The organism is Xanthomonas vesicatoria ATCC 35937 (genome assembly GCF_001908725.1).
Taxonomy (GTDB): domain Bacteria; phylum Pseudomonadota; class Gammaproteobacteria; order Xanthomonadales; family Xanthomonadaceae; genus Xanthomonas; species Xanthomonas vesicatoria.
Genome location: NZ_CP018725.1, coordinates 1,577,452 through 1,594,898, shown reverse-complemented (window position 1 = coordinate 1,594,898; position 17,447 = coordinate 1,577,452). Strand labels below are relative to the sequence as shown.

The following is a 17,447-nucleotide window of genomic DNA, read 5'->3' as shown; positions in this document are numbered from 1 at the left end:
AAAACGAAAGCGCGATGATAGCCTAGTGGCCTGTCCGGCGACTGACTCCTGCCGCCCGGACCCCCAAATTCCCGTTTTTGCCTGAGTGCCAGTGTCCATGTCCGACCCATCTGCCGACCCCACCGACCCGTCCATCCGTCAGGCCATCGTGCCCGATAACGCCGCAGGGCGCCGTTTCGACGCGGTGTTGGCCGAGCTGTTCCCCGAATTCTCGCGCTCGCGGCTGTCGGAGTGGATCAAATCCGGCGATGCGCTGCTGGATGGCGAAATGGCGCGTCCGCGCGACACCTTGCGCGGCGGCGAGAGCGTGCAATTGCAGGTGGTGCTGGAAACCCAGACGCATGCGGCCCCGCAGGACATCCCGCTGAGCGTGTTGTACGAAGACGACCAGGTGCTGGTGATCGACAAGCCGGCCGGCCTGGTCGTCCACCCGGGCGCGGGCAATCCGGACGGCACCTTAGTCAATGCGCTGCTGTTCCGCGACCCGGCGTTGTCGGCGGTGCCGCGCGCCGGCGTGGTGCATCGCCTGGACAAGGAGACCAGCGGCGTCATGGTGGTCGCGCGGACCGTGCAGGCGCAGACCGCGCTAGTGGAACAGCTGTCCGCGCGCGATGTGCATCGCCAGTACCTGGCAGTGGTGGTCGGTGCGCTGGTGTCTGGCGGCACCGCCAATGCGCCGATCGACCGCCACCCGCGTGATCGGCTGAAGATGGCGGTGCGCGACGACGGCCGCGATGCGGTCACCCATTACCGGCTGCGCGAGCGCTTCCGTGCACATACCGCCCTGGAATGCCGCCTGGAAACCGGGCGCACCCACCAGATCCGCGTGCATATGGCGCATCTGAAGTCGCCGATCGTCGGCGACCCGTTGTACGGCGGCGCGCTCAAGCTGCCCAAGGGCGCCACCGACGACCTGGTCCACGAACTGCGCACCTTCAAGCGCCAGGCGCTGCATGCCGAAACGCTGGAATTCCTGCATCCGGTCAGCGGCCAGCCGGTACGCGCCACCGCTCCGGTGCCGGCCGATCTGCAGCGGTTGATGACCGCGCTGCGCGAAGACAGCGCACGTGCCGCCGAGTTGGCGCGCCGCTGACATGGCAGTGCCTGCACCGTTCGTGCTGGCGGCGGACTGGCCGGCGCCGCCGCGCATCCAGGCGCTGACCACTTTGCGCTACGGGCTGGGCGGGTCGCTGCCGCCGTTCGACACGCTCAATCTGGGCAACCGCAACAGCCCTGAGGGCGACACGCCCGACCAGGTGGAGCGCAACCGGGCACTGCTGGTCGAGGCATTGGCATTGCCGAGCGCGCCGCACTGGTTGCGGCAGGTGCATGGTGTCGAGGTTGTGCGCTTCGAGGCACCGCCACGTGCGCCCGGCGCGCAGTTCAATGGCGCGGGCGATTACGCGTCGGCTGCGTTCGAGCCCACGGCCGATGCGGCCGTCACCGCAGTGCCTGGCGTGGTGCTGGCGATCCTCACTGCCGATTGCCTGCCCGTAGTGCTGGCGGCGGCCGACGGCAGCGAAGTGGCCGCCGCGCATGCCGGTTGGCGTGGCCTGGCCGACGGCATGCTGGAGCGCAGCGTGGCCGCCATGCGTGCGCCTGCAGCGCACGTGATCGCCTGGCTGGGGCCGGCAGCGGGACCGCAGACGTATGAAATTGGCGAGGACGTCTTCGACGCCTTCGTTGCCGACGATGCATCAGCACAGGCCGCCTTCAGTGCCACGCGGCCAGGGCATTGGCGGGTGGATCTGTATGCATTGGCGCGCCAGCGCCTGCAGCGTGCCGGTGTGCCGGCCAACGCGATCCATGGTGGCGGACTGTGCACCATTTTCGATCCGCATCGCTTTTTTTCGCATCGCCGCGACCGACGCAGCGGACGCATGGCCACGCTGGCCTGGATCGCGCCCTGAGTACGCCACTATTTGCGCAGGTACTGGGCCAGGATGCCTTTGCGCAGCTACCGGCGCCGGTGCGCGCGCTGCATGCGGTGCAGCAGCGGCAAACCTTTGGCGGACGGGCGCAGGTCCAGCGCGGTCGCCATGCGCTGGTGCCGTTGCTGGCGTTGCTGAGCCGCTTGCCGCGCAGTGGCGAGGTGGATGTCGAGGTGGAGTTTTTGGTCGATGCGCACGGCGAGCGCTGGCATCGGCGCTTTGCTGGCTTGCCGATGTACTCGCGGTTGTGGCGGCACGGCGACGCACTGCGCGAGCATCTGGGTGCGGTCCGCTTCGAATTCGCGCTGCGTGCCGACGCCGACGCGTTGTACTGGCAGGCCACGCGCGTATGGGCGTTCGGCGTGATTCCCCTGCCTGCGCGCTGGTTCGAGCAGGTGCGGTGCCGCGAGCATGCCGACACCGGGCGCTACGGGTTTTCCGTCGACGTGCACCTGCCGCTGGTCGGGCCGTTCATTCGCTACGAGGGTTGGCTTGAGCCACGTTGAATCCCCGCACGTCGCTGCGCGCAGTGCGCCGGCCACCATCGTGTTCGATGGGGTGTGCCTGTTGTGCAATGGCTGGGTCAAGTTCCTGCTGCGCCACGATCAGCGCGGGCGTTATCGCTTTGCCGCAATGCAGGGGCACGCCGGGCGTGCGCTGTTGCAGCAGCACGGGCTGGACCCCGACGATCCGCTGTCGTTTTCTGCTGGTGGACGACACCGGTGCATGGACCGACAGCGATGCCATCGTGCGCGTGCTGGCGGGATTGGGAGGCGTTTGGCGCGTTTTTGCCGTGTTGCGCGTGGTGCCGCCTGCCTTGCGCGATAGCGGGTATCGCCTGATCGCACGCAACCGCTATCGCTGGTTCGGCCGTAGCGAGCACTGCATGCTGCCCACGCCCGAGCAGCGCGCGCGGTTTCTGGACTAATCCACGCTGCTGCGCAGTCGCCTCTGCATAGCAGCGCACCTGGGCGCGACTGGCATTACCGGGAATGCCCAGTCGCGCCCAGGTGCACTCCTGCGGTGATCGTGCGATTCGCTGCGCTGGCGGTTAAGCCGCCGCGCTTTTTAGACTTGCGCGCACGACATTCGAGTTGCCGCCGTGGGCCGGCTGCAGGCGAAAGATCGATACCGCATCGGCCAGTTCCACCGCCTGTTCTTCCAGGCTGCGTGCGGCGGCGGTGGCTTCTTCCACCAATGCGGCATTGCGTTGGGTGACCTCGTCCAATTGCGCGACAGTGCGATTGACCTGTTCAATGCCGCTGGATTGCTCGGCGCTGGCCGAGGTGATCTCGCTCATGATGTCGGTGACGTGTTTGACCGAGCCGACGATCTCGCGCATGGTCGCGCCGGCGCGATGCACCAGGCCCGAGCCGAGCTCCACCTTGTCGCTGGAATCGGCGATCAGCGTCTTGATCTCTTTTGCCGCATCCGCCGAGCGCCGCGCCAGTGCGCGCACTTCCGAGGCGACGACCGCAAAGCCGCGGCCCTGTTCTCCGGCACGCGCCGCTTCCACCGCGGCGTTGAGCGCCAGGATATTGGTCTGGAACGCGATGCCGTCGATGACGCCGATGATCTCACCGATCTTGCGTGAGGCAGTGCTGATCTGGCCCATGGTGGCGACCACATCGTCCATCACCTGGCCGCCGCTCTGTGCCACTTCGCCGGTACCTACCACCAGTCGGTTGGCCTGCAATGCGCTGTCGGCGTTCTGCTTCACGGTGGAGGTGAGTTCTTCCATCGAGCTTGCGGTTTCTTCCAGATTCGCCGCCTGCTGCTCGGTACGTTCGGACAGATCGGTATTGCCGGCGGCAATTTCCACCGCCGCTTGGCGGATGGTGTCCGATGCAGTCTGGATGTCGCCGATGATTTCGGTCAGACGGGTGACGGTCTGGTTGGTGTCGTCGCGCAGACGCGCAAAAATACCGTGCGCGTCTCCCTCCACGCGCTGGGTGAGGTCGCCCTCGGCCAGCGCGCCGATCACGCGCGCCAGGGCCGCAAGGTGGGTCTCCACCGAGTCGTAGATGCGGTTGATGCCTTGCGCCAGCGACAGCAGCACGCCGTCCATGCCATCGAGCTGCATGCGGCGGCTGAAATCGCCCGCCGAGGCGGCGTCGATGATCTGGATCAGCGCCTGCTCGGCGTTGACCTGCGCGGTGACATCCACCCACTGCGCGATGGTGCCCAGCTTGGTGCCGTCGGCGGCAATGATTGGGCTGTACACGAAGTCGATCTGGCGGCCGAAGAACGGCGCACGCACGGCCTTGGACGCATTCAACGCGCGCATGCGGTCGATGGCGGCCTGGCTGTCCGGATAGATGTCGCCGATGCTGCCGCCGACGAACCCTTCGGCATGGAAGCTGGGGCGGAAGCTCTGCACATCCGGCTCGATCAGCTTGAGCATCGCCAGCAGTTTGCGGTTGGCGAACAAGACCTGGCCGTCGTCGTCGGCGATGCGGATCATGGTGTCCAGATCGTCGAGCGCCTTGATGACGAACTGCCCATGGCGCAGGCCTTGTTCCATCACGTCGATCCGGATGGCCAGCTTGTCCTGGGTTGCCTGCAACGTCTGCAGCAGCGGTGCGAGCTCACCGGATGCGGCACGCAGGTTCAGTCGCTGAAAGCGGCCTTCTCCCAACGCAGCGACCGCGTTCACTGCTTGCTGCAAGTGGGCACTGTTGCGACGACGTGCCCACCACCACAGACCAACGCTGGCCGCGCCAAGCACCAGCAGTGCCGGGAACAGCTTCGCAAGCGCGCTGCCAACGCCGCCGGGCACAAGCGTGGCGGCGTAGAACGTCAACAAGGCCAGCAGCCCAAATTGTGTGGTAGCGGGTAGCCATGCGGTCCAGGCGGCACGCGCAACGCTTGCGCCTGCCGGTGGGCGGGAAACAGAAGCGGCATCGTGTGAAGGCAACATAGGCTGAGTCCAACTAGGTGATCTGGAATAGGGGGATCGGTGGATGGCAGAAGTGGGCTGCAATGGGGTATCGGCGGCCGAGCCCGAATCATGATGCTGTGAAGGCACCGTTTGTCGGAATGCCTGACGTGGAGCAGTGGAAGGCCGATGTGCCTGATTTGGAAGCGTTTTCAGTTCCAGTGCGCCTGTTTCCAGCGTGTGCCGAAGCCCGGAAACAAGGGTTTTTTTTTGTAAATTCTGCGTGAATTTTCTAGTCCATAAAGTGCGATTAGTCCTGCGCCCCGATGGGTGGCTGGCGGCTTGCTCTCTAGTTTTTGGCGATAACCGTCCTGCCTGCGGTTGGGGCCCGCAGCCGGGCTTCGCGTTGAAGTTCAAGCAGGCATGAACCAACGCCAGGGCAGGCAATGCATCGACCGCTGGCGTCGCAACAGGAACTTGCAAAACAGTGATCCGAAGGACTTCGAAAGAGACCTCATCCGGCACGTTGGTGCGATGCAAATGGCCGCGCTTGTCAGCCACCGTCGGGCACACCTCCTCGGCGGGCGCAACACAGTGAGATCCAGGCGTGCTGCGGGACCGTGGATGCCAACCGCACGCCACATGCTCCCCCAACCGCGCAACGACAATCCGCCCACTCGGGGCAGGCCGCGCCCATAAAAAAACCGGCCGTCTCGCGACGGCCGGTCTGCAGTGTCACTGCACGAACGGGCTGGCGATTACTTCGCCGGCGCCGCCGAGGCATCGTCCGGCAATGCCCAGGCGATGACGCTGTCGCCAGACTTGGTTTCCATGCGGTCGTGCCCGCCCACGGCAGCCACGATGTATTGCTTGCCGTCAATCGTGTAGCTCATCGGTGCGGCTTGCGGGCCGGCTGGCACCCGGGTCTCCCAGACCTGCTTGCCGGTGCGGGTGTCGAAGCCACGCATGAAGTCGTCCAGGCTCGCGCCGATGAAGGTCACGCCGCCGGCAGTGGCCAGCGAGCCGCTGTTGTTGGGCGTGCCGATCTCGAACTTGGTCTTGGACGGGATGCCCATCGGGCCTTGGTCGTAGCCTGTGCCCAGCGGACGGCGCCACAGCACCTGCTGCGTGCGCAGATCCACGCCGGCGATGTAGCCCCACGGCGGAGCGACGCACGGGGTGTTGAGCGGCGACATCCACGGCTCCTTGCGCGCGCCGTAGGCCAGACCCTTCTGCGCCATGTAGCCGGGCGTCTTGCTCTTGCCATCGAACACCGACACCACGCCCAGCTCATTCATCTTTTCGCGGGTGTAAACCTGCAAGGTGTAGGGCAGGCGGTTGCTGTTCATCACCATGATGCCGCGCTGCAGATCGACCGAGACGCCGCCCCAGTTGATGCCGCCGTGGTTGCCGGTGAAGGCCAGCGAGCCTTGCAGGGTCGGCGGGGTGAACATGCCTTCGTAGCGCAGCTGCTTGAACTGGATACGGCACGCCAGCTGATCGAACGGGGTCATGCCCCAGGCATCGGATTCGATGATGGTCTCCACCTCGCGGCTCGGCGCGCCCACGGTATTGGGCATGCCCGGCGAGACCGGCTGCGTGGCTGCCGTCCAGTCGCCATGATCGGTGCCCTGCGGCACGGCCATTTGCTTGACCGGCATGATCGGTGCGCCGGTGGCGCGGTCCAGCACGAACACCTGACCGGACTTGGTGGCCTGGATCACGGCAGGGCGGGTGCCGCCGCCGGCCACCGGCCAATCGACCAGGTTCGGCTGCGGGCCGATGTCGTAATCCCACAGGTCGTGGTTGACGGTACGGAAGTGCCAACGCTCCTTGCCGGTGGCCGCATCCACGGCCACCAACGAGGCGGTGTATTCCTCATCCTGCGGGGTACGGCCCTTGCCGAAGAAGTCGCCGGACGCATTGCCGGTCGGCAGGTAGACCAGGCCTAGCTCGTCGTCTGCAGCCATCAGCGACCACACGTTCGGAGTAGAGCGGGTATAGGTCTGGCCGGCCGGCGGCTCGGGGGTGATCGTCGGGTTGCCCAGATCCCACGCCCAGCGCAGCTGGCCGGTGAGGGCATCGAAGCCGCGCACCACGCCCGACGGCGCATCGCCTTCCTGGCCGTCACGCACCTGGCCGGTGGGCTGGATCACCACACCGCGCATCACCACCGGCGGCGAGGTCGGGCCGACGAAGCCCGGCTTGGTGTTGCCGGTGCCGGCATTGAGATCGACAAAGCCGTTGTTGCCGAAGCTGGTGCACAGCTTGCCGGTCTGTGCATCCAGCGCACCGAGGCGGCCATCGACCATCGGCCAGAAGATCCGCGTCGGGCAGTCGGCGGTGCCTTCCGGCGCCTGGTGATACGACACGCCACGGCAGGTGGTGGCGGCCACACCGGCCATCGCCTTGGGATTGGTCTTCGGATCGAAGCGCCAGCGCTCCTTGCCATTGGCCGCGTCCACCGCGATTACCTTCTGGGTGGGCGTGCAGATGTAGAGCAGGTCGCCGCCCTTGAGCGGGGTGTTCTGGAAGGCGTAGCCCAGCTTGGAGCCGGCCGGTTTGAGATCGCCGGTATGGAATTCCCAGGCAATCTTCAGGTTCTTCACGTTCTCCGGGGTGATCTGCGCGCCGGGTGTGTAGTGATTGGACAGGTTGGAGCCTGCATACGCAGTCCAGTTGCTGGCGTCGTGATTGGCAGCGACGTTGCCGTCCGGACTGGGTACGTTAGCGCGGCTGAAAGCCGTGGCATTGTCGGCCGCCTGCTTGGAGGCGTCGGCCAGCTCCACGTTGCGCGGTACAAACAGCGGCCACAGGATCAGGGCGGCGCCCAGGATCGGCAACACGCCTGCCACCACGACATAGCCGGCGCCGGACAACGGCTGCATGCGTCGACGCGCCACGCCCCAGAACGGCAGCAGCAGCAAACCGAGCACCGAGATCATGGCCAGACGCGGCACCAGGCCCCAGCCATCCAGACCCACTTCCCACAGCGCCCAGGCGATGGTGGCGGCCAGCGTGGCACCAAACAGCCACAGGCCGGCACGTTTGCCCAGCGCCAGCAATGCGCCTGCCAGGAACAGGCCGATGCCTGCCAACAGGTAGTACCAGGAGCCGCCGACAGCCACCAGGCGGCCGCCTTCATAGGCGAGCACCGCACCGAGTACGGCGATCACCACGGCATAGGCCACCAGCAACCAGCTGCCTAGCCCACGTTTTGAGGATTGATCAGTCATTTTGAAGTGTCAGGAAGGACTCGGGGCCGCAGAGGGCGACAAGTCGTGGAGGGAGAGAGGTCGCGCATTGGCACACGCTGCCGGCGACCTTGAATATGAACGCGCAGCCTCTCCCAGGGTCCTCAGCGCTAATCATGTAAATATTTTAGACCCCTGCGCGCCGCCTGTCCGTGACGGAATAGGAACCACCGTTCCAACCTGCGGTTCGGATTGGGCAAATTTGCGTGGAATTCGAGCAGTGCAGTAATTCGAGCAGTGCAGTAAAAGGCCCCGAGATTTTCATCCGATACGCGGTGATACCTGCAGTGATCCACGCAAGAATCGCTGTCGCTGTCGCTGTCGCTGGTGAATTGCTGTGCCTTTCTGCGTTTCTTTGGCTTCGCCCGTCTGTTGCTTTTGACTCGCTCCGTGGCCTTGAAGCAACCCGCGCACCGCAGTCATGCGTGACTGCGGTGCGCCCTTGTTCTAAGCAAGTGAGTTTGGGCGCCGTGCCGCATGGCGAGGAGCGCAGGGCATCGGGGCGGCCATATCGCAGCGGATTACATCAGGCGACAAAAGTTTTGCTGGCGTTAGCCAAAGCGAAAGTTGCACGCTTCCGTAGCGCACGGAAGCCTCTGCCTTTGCCGTCGCCTCAGCGCTTTGACTTAACGCCGCGCCTGAACTTCCAACATGGCTTACAGGCGAACCTGTCCAAGGTCCCTGGTAGCTGTCCCCTCATCCGCCCTCCGGGCGCCTTCTCCCGAAGGAAAAAGGACATGCATGCAGCGAGCCTGGGTACTTGCTCCAGCAGTAAGAAGGATCTGCAAGCAGCAAGGCTGCGCACTCCTCTGGAAGGAGCAGGAGATGCACCCAGCCTCCCGCAGAGAGCAAAACTAAACGTCTGCGAGTGCCTGCAGATAGCGTTGGCGCCAGTGGTTGATGTTGTTCTTGCGCAGATGGTCCATCATCGCCCGCCACCGTTCGATACGCGTCGCAAGCGGCATGCTTGCTGCCGTTGCAATCGCATCGGCCACACCGTCCAGGTCGTGTGGGTTGACTAGCAGCGCTTCCTTCATTTCGTCCGCCGCACCCGCCAGCAACGACAGCACCAGCACACCGGGATTTTCGGGATCCTGTGCCGCGACGAATTCCTTGGCGACCAGGTTCATGCCATCACGCAACGGCGTCACCAGGCCCACCGATGCAGCCCGATAGAAACCGGTCAAGGTTGCGTGACTGAAGTTTTGGTTGACGTAGCGCAACGGAGTCCAGTCCGGCCCCGCATGCCCACCATTGATATGGCCGGCGATCTGTTCCAGCTGCCCGCGCAATTGCCGGTATTCGGTGACATCGCCGCGCGACACCGGAGCAATCTGAAGATAGGTCAGGCTGCCGGACTGGTCCGGATAGCGTTCCAGATAACGCTCGAACCCCTGGAAGCGTTCCGGCAGGCCTTTGGAATAATCCAGCCGGTCCACACCGATCGCCAGCTGACGTCCGCGCAGACTCTCGCGCAGATCGCGCACGGCCTGCTTGCTGACGGATGCCTTTGCCTGAGTGGCGATCAGATCGGTATCGATGCCGATGGGGAACGACGAAGCAGTAAAACGTCGCCCGCCCGGGCCTTCGACCAGATCGCCCTCCAGAATGCGTCCACCACCGAACAGGCGCACATACGCCTTGAAGCGCTCGGCATCGCGTTGGGTCTGGAAGCCGACCAGATCGTAGGCATAGAAGGTGCTGAACAAACGTGCGTGATCGGGCATCGCCTGCACCAGATCGGCCGAGGGCATCGGCACGTGCAGGAAGAAACCCATCTTGCAGCCAACCCCCAGTTCGCGCAGCATCGCGCCGAGCGGGATCATGTGGTAATCGTGGATCCACAAGGTGTCGCTGTCTTTCAGCAGCGGCGCGAGTTTTTCCGCGAACAGACGGTTGACGCGCAGATAGCCTTCGCGTTTGGCGCGGTCGTAATCGACCAGGTCCAGACGGAAATGCAGCAAGGGCCATAACGTGCGATTGGCAAAGCCGTTGTAGTAGGAATCGATGTCGCGCTTGTTGAGGTCCATGGTGACAAAGGTGATGTCGCCTTCGCGCTGCTCGTGCATGCCACCACTGTCGCCGCGCACGGTCTTGCCGCTCCAGCCGAACCACATGCCGCCACGCTCCTTGAGCGCTGCCAACAACCCGACTGCCAGGCCACCGGCACGGTTCTCACCGGGCACGGCAACACGATTGGATACCACCACCAAACGACTCATGACGCCTCCTGCCAGCTCCGCGACAAGCGCATCGCCGCGATGATCAAACCGACATGCGAATAGGTCTGCGGGAAGTTGCCCCACGCTTCGCCGTCTTCAAACGATAGATCTTCCGACAGCAAGCCGAGGTGATTGCGGCGCGAAAGGATGCGCTCGAACAATTCACGTGCCTCGTCTTTGCGGCCGATCGCCGCTAGTGCGTCGATGTACCAGAACGTGCAGATGGTGAAGCTGGTTTCCGGCTCACCGAAGTCATCCGGCGCGATGTAGCGATACAGCGCATCGCCATGCTTGAGCACGCGACCGACTGCCTCGACGGTGCGGACGAAGCGGCTGTCGCCAGCATCCACGATGCCGATGTCGGCCAACAGCAATAGCGACGCATCCAGGCGATGGCCGCCCAGCGTGTCGGTGAAATGGCCGTGTTCTTCGCTCCAGGCGTCGGCCAGCACGCGATCGCGAATGCTGTCCGCGCGCTGTCGCCAATACACGCTGCGCTCGGGCAACGCCAGGCTGTCGGCGATCTTGGACAGGCGATCGCATGCGGCCCAGCACATTGCTGCAGTGTAGGTGTGCACTTCGGCGCGGCCGCGGAACTCCCACAGGCCGGCGTCCGGCACGTTGTGCAACGCGTAAGCACGCTCTCCCAGCGGCTCGAGCCGGCGGAAGGTGTCGGCATCGCCCTGATCCTTCAGGCGCAAGTCGAAGAACAATTGCGTGGAGGCCAACACCACGCTGCCATAGACATCATGCTGTTGCTGGATCCAGGCCAGATTGCCGCGCCGTACCGGGCCCATGCCGCGATAGCCGTCCATCGTGTCGACTTCGTGTTCTTCCAGTTGAGACTCGAAGCCGATGCCGTACAGCGGCTGCAGGGTGCCGTCGCTGGTGGCGATGTTGAAGATGTAGCCGATGAACTGCTCCATCGTGCGCGTGGCGCCCAGCCGGTTGAGCGCGCGCACCACGAAGGCGGCATCGCGCAGCCAGCAATAGCGGTAATCCCAGTTGCGCGGAGTATTGGGCGCCTCGGGAATCGAGGTGGTCATTGCGGCGATGATGGCGCCGCTGTCTTCGTACTGGCATAGCTTGAGCGTGATCGCGCTGCGGATCACCGCCTCCTGCCAATCCAGTGGAATGGACAGATAACGCACCCACTCGCGCCAGTATTCTTCAGTGCGCTCCTGCGCTTCCTGCACATAACCGGTGAGCGAGCGGGTCAGCGATTCGTCAACGCCCAGCACCAGACTCACCGGGTGGCTGAGCACGAACGGCAGACCATCGCGCACGAAGCGCACCGGCACATCGGTGGTCAGGCGCAGCGTGAATTCCGGCAATACCCAGCGGATGTGGTTGCTGCCCCAGGTGGTATCGGGCGTACGGCCACCCCAGTCGGCGAGTGGACGTGCACGTACCACGATGCGCGGGTTGCCAGCGAGCGGGCGAATCTGCCGGATGATGCTGACAGGCCGATAAAAGCGGCCGTTATTGCGCCAGCGCGGTGCGAAGTCGATGACTTCCACCTCGCCGCCGTTGCTATCGCGCAAGACGGTGCGCAGCACGGCGGTGTTGGGCAGGTAATGCTGCTCGCTGCTGACGAAGTCTTCCAGCTCCACGGCGAAGTCGCCGCCTTCGGTCTTGGGCGAGAGCAGGCTGCAGAAGGCCGGGTCGCCGTCGAAGGCGGGCAGGCAGCTCCACACCACGCGTGCCTGCCGATCGACCAACGCACCAAAGCTGCAATTACCGATGACGCCCAGATCCAGATTTGGCTCGGTCATGAGGTGCAAACGATCCTGTGAGTAACGAGAGGAGGCGGGCGCGCCTTAAGGTGCTGCGTTGCGCGCGTTGCGTTGCAGCCACGCGTGCACGGCTGCGGTGCCGTCGACACGAAAGCGTGCGCTGGTCTGTGCGCGGTCGCCGACCAGAATGCTCCAGCCGCCCAGGCGGTTGGCCGCTTCGAAACCGAATTCGTCGGTGAGATCGTCTCCCACGAACACCGGCGCGCGGCCTGCAAATGCGGCGGTCTGCATCAGCTGTTCGACGGCCAGGCCCTTGTTGCTGCCTTCGGGGACGAATTCGACCACATGGTCGCCCGGTTGCAGGCGATAGCCGGAGAGCTGTGCAATTTCATCCTGCGCGAAAGCCAACACGTCAGGGCCGGCGTCCGGTTGCGCGCGCCAATGCAACGCAACGCTGACGCCCTTGTCTTCGACCAACACGCCTGTGTGCTTGTGGGTCAGGGCCGCAGCGCGTTGATGCAGGCCATGCAGAAATTCAGAGGTGTCTTGCGGCATGGCGGCACGCGCGGCGACATCGCTGCGCAGCTCATGACCATGTAAGCCGGCGGCCGGCAGCAGCAATGGCGCGAACAGTGCATCCAGCTGTGCGAGGGGGCGCCCGCTGACCAATGCGATGGCGCCGTTCAGGCGCTCGCTCAGGCGGGCAATGGCCTCGCGGACCTCGGGCAATAGCCGCACGGCCTCAGGGCTGTCGGCAAAATCGATCAGGGTGCCGTCCACGTCCAGAAACAATGCGCAGGCATCGTCCAGCAATGGCGGCGACGGAAGGGGGGAATGCGCGTCTGCCATTGCACTAGTGTGCGCAAACCGGTGTGAGATTCAGGTTATGGAACAGCAGGGATCGGGGCGTCGGGATGAGGGATGCGTCGCAGAGCCTTGCTTGCCAACCCGAATCCCGAATGCCATGGATGTCATCAGCCCATGCCAGTCGGCGCCGCCACTGCCGCTGGCGTTGGGGATGTTGTATCGCAGACAGCGGGAATCGGGGATGCATCGCGCAGCCGCGCCCGCCAATCCAAATCCCCAATCCCAACAACCGCCGATTGGCTGGACCATGGCGTAGCGCGGGCAAGGCGAATCTGGATCCGGGATTGGTAGCGATGCTGCTTTTGCCAATCCCAAATCCCGATTCCCCAATCCCGACTTAAAACGTATACCTCACCCGTCCGTACCAGTATGCGCCGTTGCTGCCGATCGGCGAGAGCACGTCGTAGGGCAGATTGCCGAAGTAGGCGATGTCGTCGATGGAGCGGTCCGAATAGTTGTCCAGGATGTTCTGCCCGCCGATGGCCAGCGTCCATTGCGTGCCCAGGTGGTACTCGGCTTCCAGATCCAGCTGCCATTCGGCGCCATAGGTCTGGCGTGGCACGAAGCCGCCGCCGAAATCGAACACGCGGGTGGCGCTGCCGTAGCGGTTCACGCGCGTCTGCAGGTTCCAGCGCTCGTTGCTCCAGTTGGCGGCCAGCGCGGCACGCGTGCGCGGTGCGGCGTCGGTGAGCGTATTGCTCTCTTCCACGCCAAACAGCACGTAGTCCGGATTCAAGGCCAGCAGCTGCCCAGGCGTTGCGATGATGTTTTCCAGCTCGGTCTTGGCGTAGCTATAGGTGCCGGTCAGCAGCAGATCGCCACCGAAAGCGTACTGGCGCCAGTTGGCGACCAGCTCGGCGCCGCGGGTGCGGGTGTCGGCCGCGTTGAGGAAATAGCTGGCGCTCTGCACGCCGGTGACGCCGAAGTTCTGCTGCACGAAGCTGGTCAATGCGTCGCCGGTGATGTCTTCGGACAAGGCGATGCGGTCGTCGATATCGATCTGGAAAAAATCCAGCGACAGGTCGAAGTGGTCGCCCAGCTTGCTGGTAAAGCCCAGGCTGTAGTTGACCGACTTTTCCGGCTTGAGATCGGTGGCGCCAAGCGCGCGGGCGATCGGGTTGTTGACTGACAGCAGGCGGCCCTGGGTCAGGCGGCCGGCGGCGTCGTATCCGGTGGACGTGGCTTCGTAACCGATCTGGCTGAGCGAGGGCGCGCGCACGTTGTTGGAGATGGCCCCACGCAACGCAAAGGCCGGGGCGAACGCGTAGCGTGCGGCGAGCTTGCCGGTCCATTGGCTGCCGAAATCCTGGTAATGCTCATAGCGGCCGGCCAGGTCGGTGGAGAACTTGTCGCCGAACTGGCTGGACACGTTGGCATAGGCGCTGGCCACGTTGCGCGACAGATCGGCTTCGTCCTGCGGAGTGAGCCCACCGCCGGCCTGCGAGCCGGTGGGGCGATCGGTGAACGGGCCGGCGGCGTAGCTGGCCGGGTCGCCGGCATGGGTGCGGTATTGCTCGCGGCGGAACTCGGCACCGGTGCCGAAGGTATGGGTGGCGCCGGCCACCTCGAATACGCGGGTCAGGTCGAGGTTGCCCACGGTCTGCGCAAACGCAAAATCGCCGGTCTTGAACGCAGTGGTGCTGCCGGGCCCAAGCGAGGCGTTGAGCGAGTTGCGCAGGCGGTAGGTGAAGTCGTTGCGGCCATAGTTGACGCTGGCGTCGTAATCCCAGCTGCCCCACTGCCCGCGCGCGCCGGCCACGATCTGCAGATCGCGGTTTTCGCCTTCGGAAATCGGCCGGTAACCGTTGGGGTAGATCTCGCGCCAGTTGGCGCTGCCGTCGGGGTAACGGAAGTAGTTGGCGCCTTCGGTGTCGCGCTGGTTGTAGGTGCCGAACGCGTAGAACTCGCCGCTGTCGCTGAAGGGAATCTTGGTGTTGAGCCAGGCATTCAAGCCCTTGGTGGCGCCATCGCCGAGCACGTAGTTGCGCCGGCCGGCCAGCGCCAGGTTGGCCGGGGTCTGCTCCTCGAACGATGGAATCTGGTCGAAGCCGGCGCGGTTGGTCGCCTCGCGATTCTTCAACTCCAGGCCGACCTTGAAGAAGCCGCCGTCATCGCCCAACAGCGAACCGACCTTGGCGCTGGCGTAGCTGGTCTGGCCGTCGGTGACGCGGCGATCGATCGGCTCCACGTCGGTGTTGTAGGCGCCGAAGCTGGCCTCCAGCTCGCCGCGTGCGGGGTTGTCGTCCAGGATCACGTTGATGACCCCGGCAATCGCGTCCGAGCCGTATTGCGCGCCGGCGCCGTCGCGCAGCACTTCGATGCGCTTGATCGCGTTGATCGGGATGGAATTGAAGTCCACTGGCGTGGTGCCCTTGCCGATCTTGCTGTCGGTGTTGACCAGCGCCGAGGTGTGACGGCGCTTGCCGTTGACCAGTACCAGCACCTGGTCGGGCGAGAGCCCGCGCAATTGCGCGGCGCGGATGTGGTCGGCGCCGCCGGAGTTGGACTGGCGCGGGAAATTGAACGACGGCAACAGCGCCTGCAGCGCGCTGCCCAACTCGCCATTGACCACGCCGGCCTTGCGGATGTCCTCGGCGGTAAGCACGTCCACTGGCACCGTCGATTCCAGTACGGTGCGATCGCTGGCACGGGTGCCGGTGACGATCACGGTATCCAGGGTGGTGGCGCCGGGGTCGGCTTGCTGGGCCTGCGCGTTGGCGCTGAGCGCGGCGGCGATGGCCAGGCCGATAACCGAAAGGGTGGGGCGGGTCATGCTCTCTCTCCTGCAACTACAAACGCGCAGCGGGGCCGGCGTCCGGCCGGGCTGGTGCGCAAGGGGTCGGACTGTTCCACATTCATCCGGATGGAGAGATATTATCGCGTTGTTCAGGCCTGCGCGAGATGTGGCCATGTGCAGGCGTGCATGAGCTGATGCCATGGCCGCATGAGCGGTGGCGCCACCGGCGCAACACCGCAGCGGTACCGCTCGTACACTTGCAGTATTGCACCGCCGTTTGTAAGCGCCGACTGCGGTGCGTCACGCGTGCAATGCTGTTCTTCACCCCCTGGAACCGTTGGAGAAATCGATGAAGTTGCTGCCATCCGTGTTGATCGCCGCTGTGCTGGCGTTGTCTGCTTGCGCCACCATGCCGGGCACGGCGCCTGGTGCTGCGGCCACCACCGCCAGCATGCAGGGCGATGCGCAGCGCCCGGGCGATGGGCGGGGCTGGATCCGCAGCGAATTGTATTTCGGCGTTGGCGAGGAGACCGGCCCGGCCGATCGCCCGCAGACCCGCACCATCGACGAGACGCAGTGGCGCGCCTTTCTGGACAAGGAAGTGACGCCACGCTTCCCGGACGGGCTGACCGTGTTCGATGCCTACGGCCAGTGGCTGTTCCGCGGCGCCAAGGAGCCCAACCGGCTTGGCACCAAGGTGCTGGTGATTCTGCATGAAGACACCCCGCAGCGGCGCCGCGACATCGAAGCGATCCGGCTGGCCTGGAAGCAGGCCACCGGGCACCAGTCGGTACTGTGGTCGCGGCAGGCGGTGGATGTGTCGTTCTGAACCGGTCAGGGCGCCTGCGCACCATGCCGTGCGGACGATGCGATGGACTGACGTGCTGATCTTGCGGGGCGCGGCCATGCGCGTGATCTTGGGTGCAGCATTCGGCCCGCTGGGGTTTGCCGCAATGGCAGCGGACGGCCGTGTGCAGGTGGCGATCGATGCGACGACGCGCGCAACCGCCAACCTGGTAGGCACGCGTCTGCATGTGGCGCTGTCGCCGGGCGGCAGCGAGCAATGGCTTGACGCGGATGTGGGGGATGGCGAAGGCGGCAGTGGGATCCGGAGCGACGACTACAACTTTGATGGACACCGCGATCTTGCGGTGACTGCGATGCTGAGCCAGGTCAACGAGGCGACGCTGGTGTTCCTGTTCGACCCGGTGCAACGGCGGTTCCATCCATTGGCCGTACCCACGCGCCCTGCCGTGCAGTGCGAAAGCTTCTCGAATCTGACCCCGGACGCCAAGGATCGCAGCCTGAGCAGCTCTTGCCGTGGCGGGCCGATGTGGTACAGCGACCAGTATCGCTACGCCAGCGATGGCCAACTGTATGTGTCTCGCTCGCAGCAGCGGATCGAATCGTCGGACATCCAGTCGCTGCTGGGGCGCAACAGCGATGACGCTTACCCGCTGTCGGTGTGGTCCACCTTCGACGCGCATGGTGGCGTGATTGCCACCGCCATCGGCGAAACGCTGGAATCGCCGATGCCGGTGCCACTGCGGGTGCAAGTCGCTCGCCTGCCCCTGTATTCAACGCCAGCCGCGACCAGCACGCGGCGGTATCTGGTGCAGGGCGATCGCGCCGATGCGCTGGATGTCAGCGCCGATGGCTTGCGCATCAAAGTGCGTTACCGCAGTGCCAAAGCAGGCGACGTGGTGGGCTGGGTGAGCGTGGTCGCCGCCTCCGCGGGCGACGACCAATAAGAGCTGGGTCGATTGGCCGGCGGCTCCAGGGACATCGGCCAGCAAGCGCTGATTCGATTGGCAAGTGGTGC

The 17,447-nt window shown here is 64.8% G+C and carries 11 protein-coding genes and 1 pseudogene; 6 read left to right on the top strand and 6 right to left on the bottom strand.

What is annotated here, in order from left to right:
• The first annotated feature begins 97 nt into the window (after positions 1–97).
• The 4 genes and pseudogenes from rluD (at position 98) to BJD12_RS06890 (ending at position 2,859) form a co-directional block, all read left to right on the top strand.
• Positions 98–1,093: a 23S rRNA pseudouridine(1911/1915/1917) synthase RluD gene (rluD, locus tag BJD12_RS06905; protein ID WP_005992848.1), complete on the top strand. Its 996-nt coding sequence runs from the start codon at positions 98–100 to the stop codon at positions 1,091–1,093.
• 1 nt (position 1,094) lies between these two features.
• On the top strand, positions 1,095–1,910 hold the full coding sequence (gene pgeF / locus BJD12_RS06900) for a peptidoglycan editing factor PgeF (RefSeq protein ID WP_042828052.1): 816 nt from the start codon (positions 1,095–1,097) through the stop codon (positions 1,908–1,910).
• Entirely contained in the window at positions 1,907–2,437 is a 531-nt protein-coding gene (locus BJD12_RS06895; RefSeq protein WP_042828058.1) for a DUF4166 domain-containing protein, read from the top strand. The genes pgeF and BJD12_RS06895 overlap by 4 nt, the downstream gene beginning before the upstream one ends.
• Positions 2,424–2,859: pseudogene (locus BJD12_RS06890) on the top strand (thiol-disulfide oxidoreductase DCC family protein). The gene BJD12_RS06895 and the pseudogene BJD12_RS06890 overlap by 14 nt, the downstream one beginning before the upstream one ends.
• Before the next feature lie 123 nt (positions 2,860–2,982).
• Here BJD12_RS06890 and BJD12_RS06885 read toward each other — a convergent pair.
• The 6 genes from BJD12_RS06885 to BJD12_RS06860 form a co-directional block, all read right to left on the bottom strand.
• A complete protein-coding gene (locus tag BJD12_RS06885; protein ID WP_042828053.1) occupies positions 2,983–4,851 on the bottom strand; it encodes a methyl-accepting chemotaxis protein in 1,869 nt (622 codons plus the stop codon).
• A 716-nt stretch (positions 4,852–5,567) separates the two neighbouring features.
• Positions 5,568–8,006 (bottom strand): membrane-bound PQQ-dependent dehydrogenase, glucose/quinate/shikimate family, encoded by a 2,439-nt coding sequence (locus BJD12_RS06880; protein ID WP_005992858.1) that lies wholly within the window; start codon positions 8,004–8,006, stop codon positions 5,568–5,570.
• Positions 8,007–8,917: 911 nt separating this feature from the next.
• A complete protein-coding gene (gene otsA, locus BJD12_RS06875) occupies positions 8,918–10,285 on the bottom strand; it encodes an alpha,alpha-trehalose-phosphate synthase (UDP-forming) (protein ID WP_039425204.1) in 1,368 nt (455 codons plus the stop codon).
• Positions 10,282–12,060, bottom strand: a complete 1,779-nt coding sequence (locus BJD12_RS06870; RefSeq protein ID WP_005992862.1) for a glycoside hydrolase family 15 protein — start codon at positions 12,058–12,060, stop codon at positions 10,282–10,284. Before BJD12_RS06870 ends, otsA begins: the two co-directional genes overlap by 4 nt.
• A gap of 45 nt (positions 12,061–12,105) precedes the next feature.
• Complete coding sequence (gene otsB / locus BJD12_RS06865; protein ID WP_042828055.1) at positions 12,106–12,870, bottom strand: trehalose-phosphatase; 765 nt, start codon at positions 12,868–12,870, stop codon at positions 12,106–12,108.
• A 355-nt stretch (positions 12,871–13,225) separates the two neighbouring features.
• Entirely contained in the window at positions 13,226–15,661 is a 2,436-nt protein-coding gene (locus BJD12_RS06860; RefSeq protein WP_005992866.1) for a TonB-dependent receptor plug domain-containing protein, read from the bottom strand.
• Between the two features lie 313 nt (positions 15,662–15,974).
• Between BJD12_RS06860 and BJD12_RS06855 the strand changes: the two genes are divergently transcribed.
• Both BJD12_RS06855 and BJD12_RS06850 read left to right on the top strand, forming a co-directional pair.
• Entirely contained in the window at positions 15,975–16,454 is a 480-nt protein-coding gene (locus BJD12_RS06855) for a DUF3574 domain-containing protein (RefSeq protein ID WP_005992868.1), read from the top strand.
• 76 nt (positions 16,455–16,530) lie between these two features.
• A complete protein-coding gene (locus BJD12_RS06850; RefSeq protein WP_126936595.1) occupies positions 16,531–17,376 on the top strand; it encodes an XAC2610-related protein in 846 nt (281 codons plus the stop codon).
• Positions 17,377–17,447 lie beyond the last annotated feature (71 nt).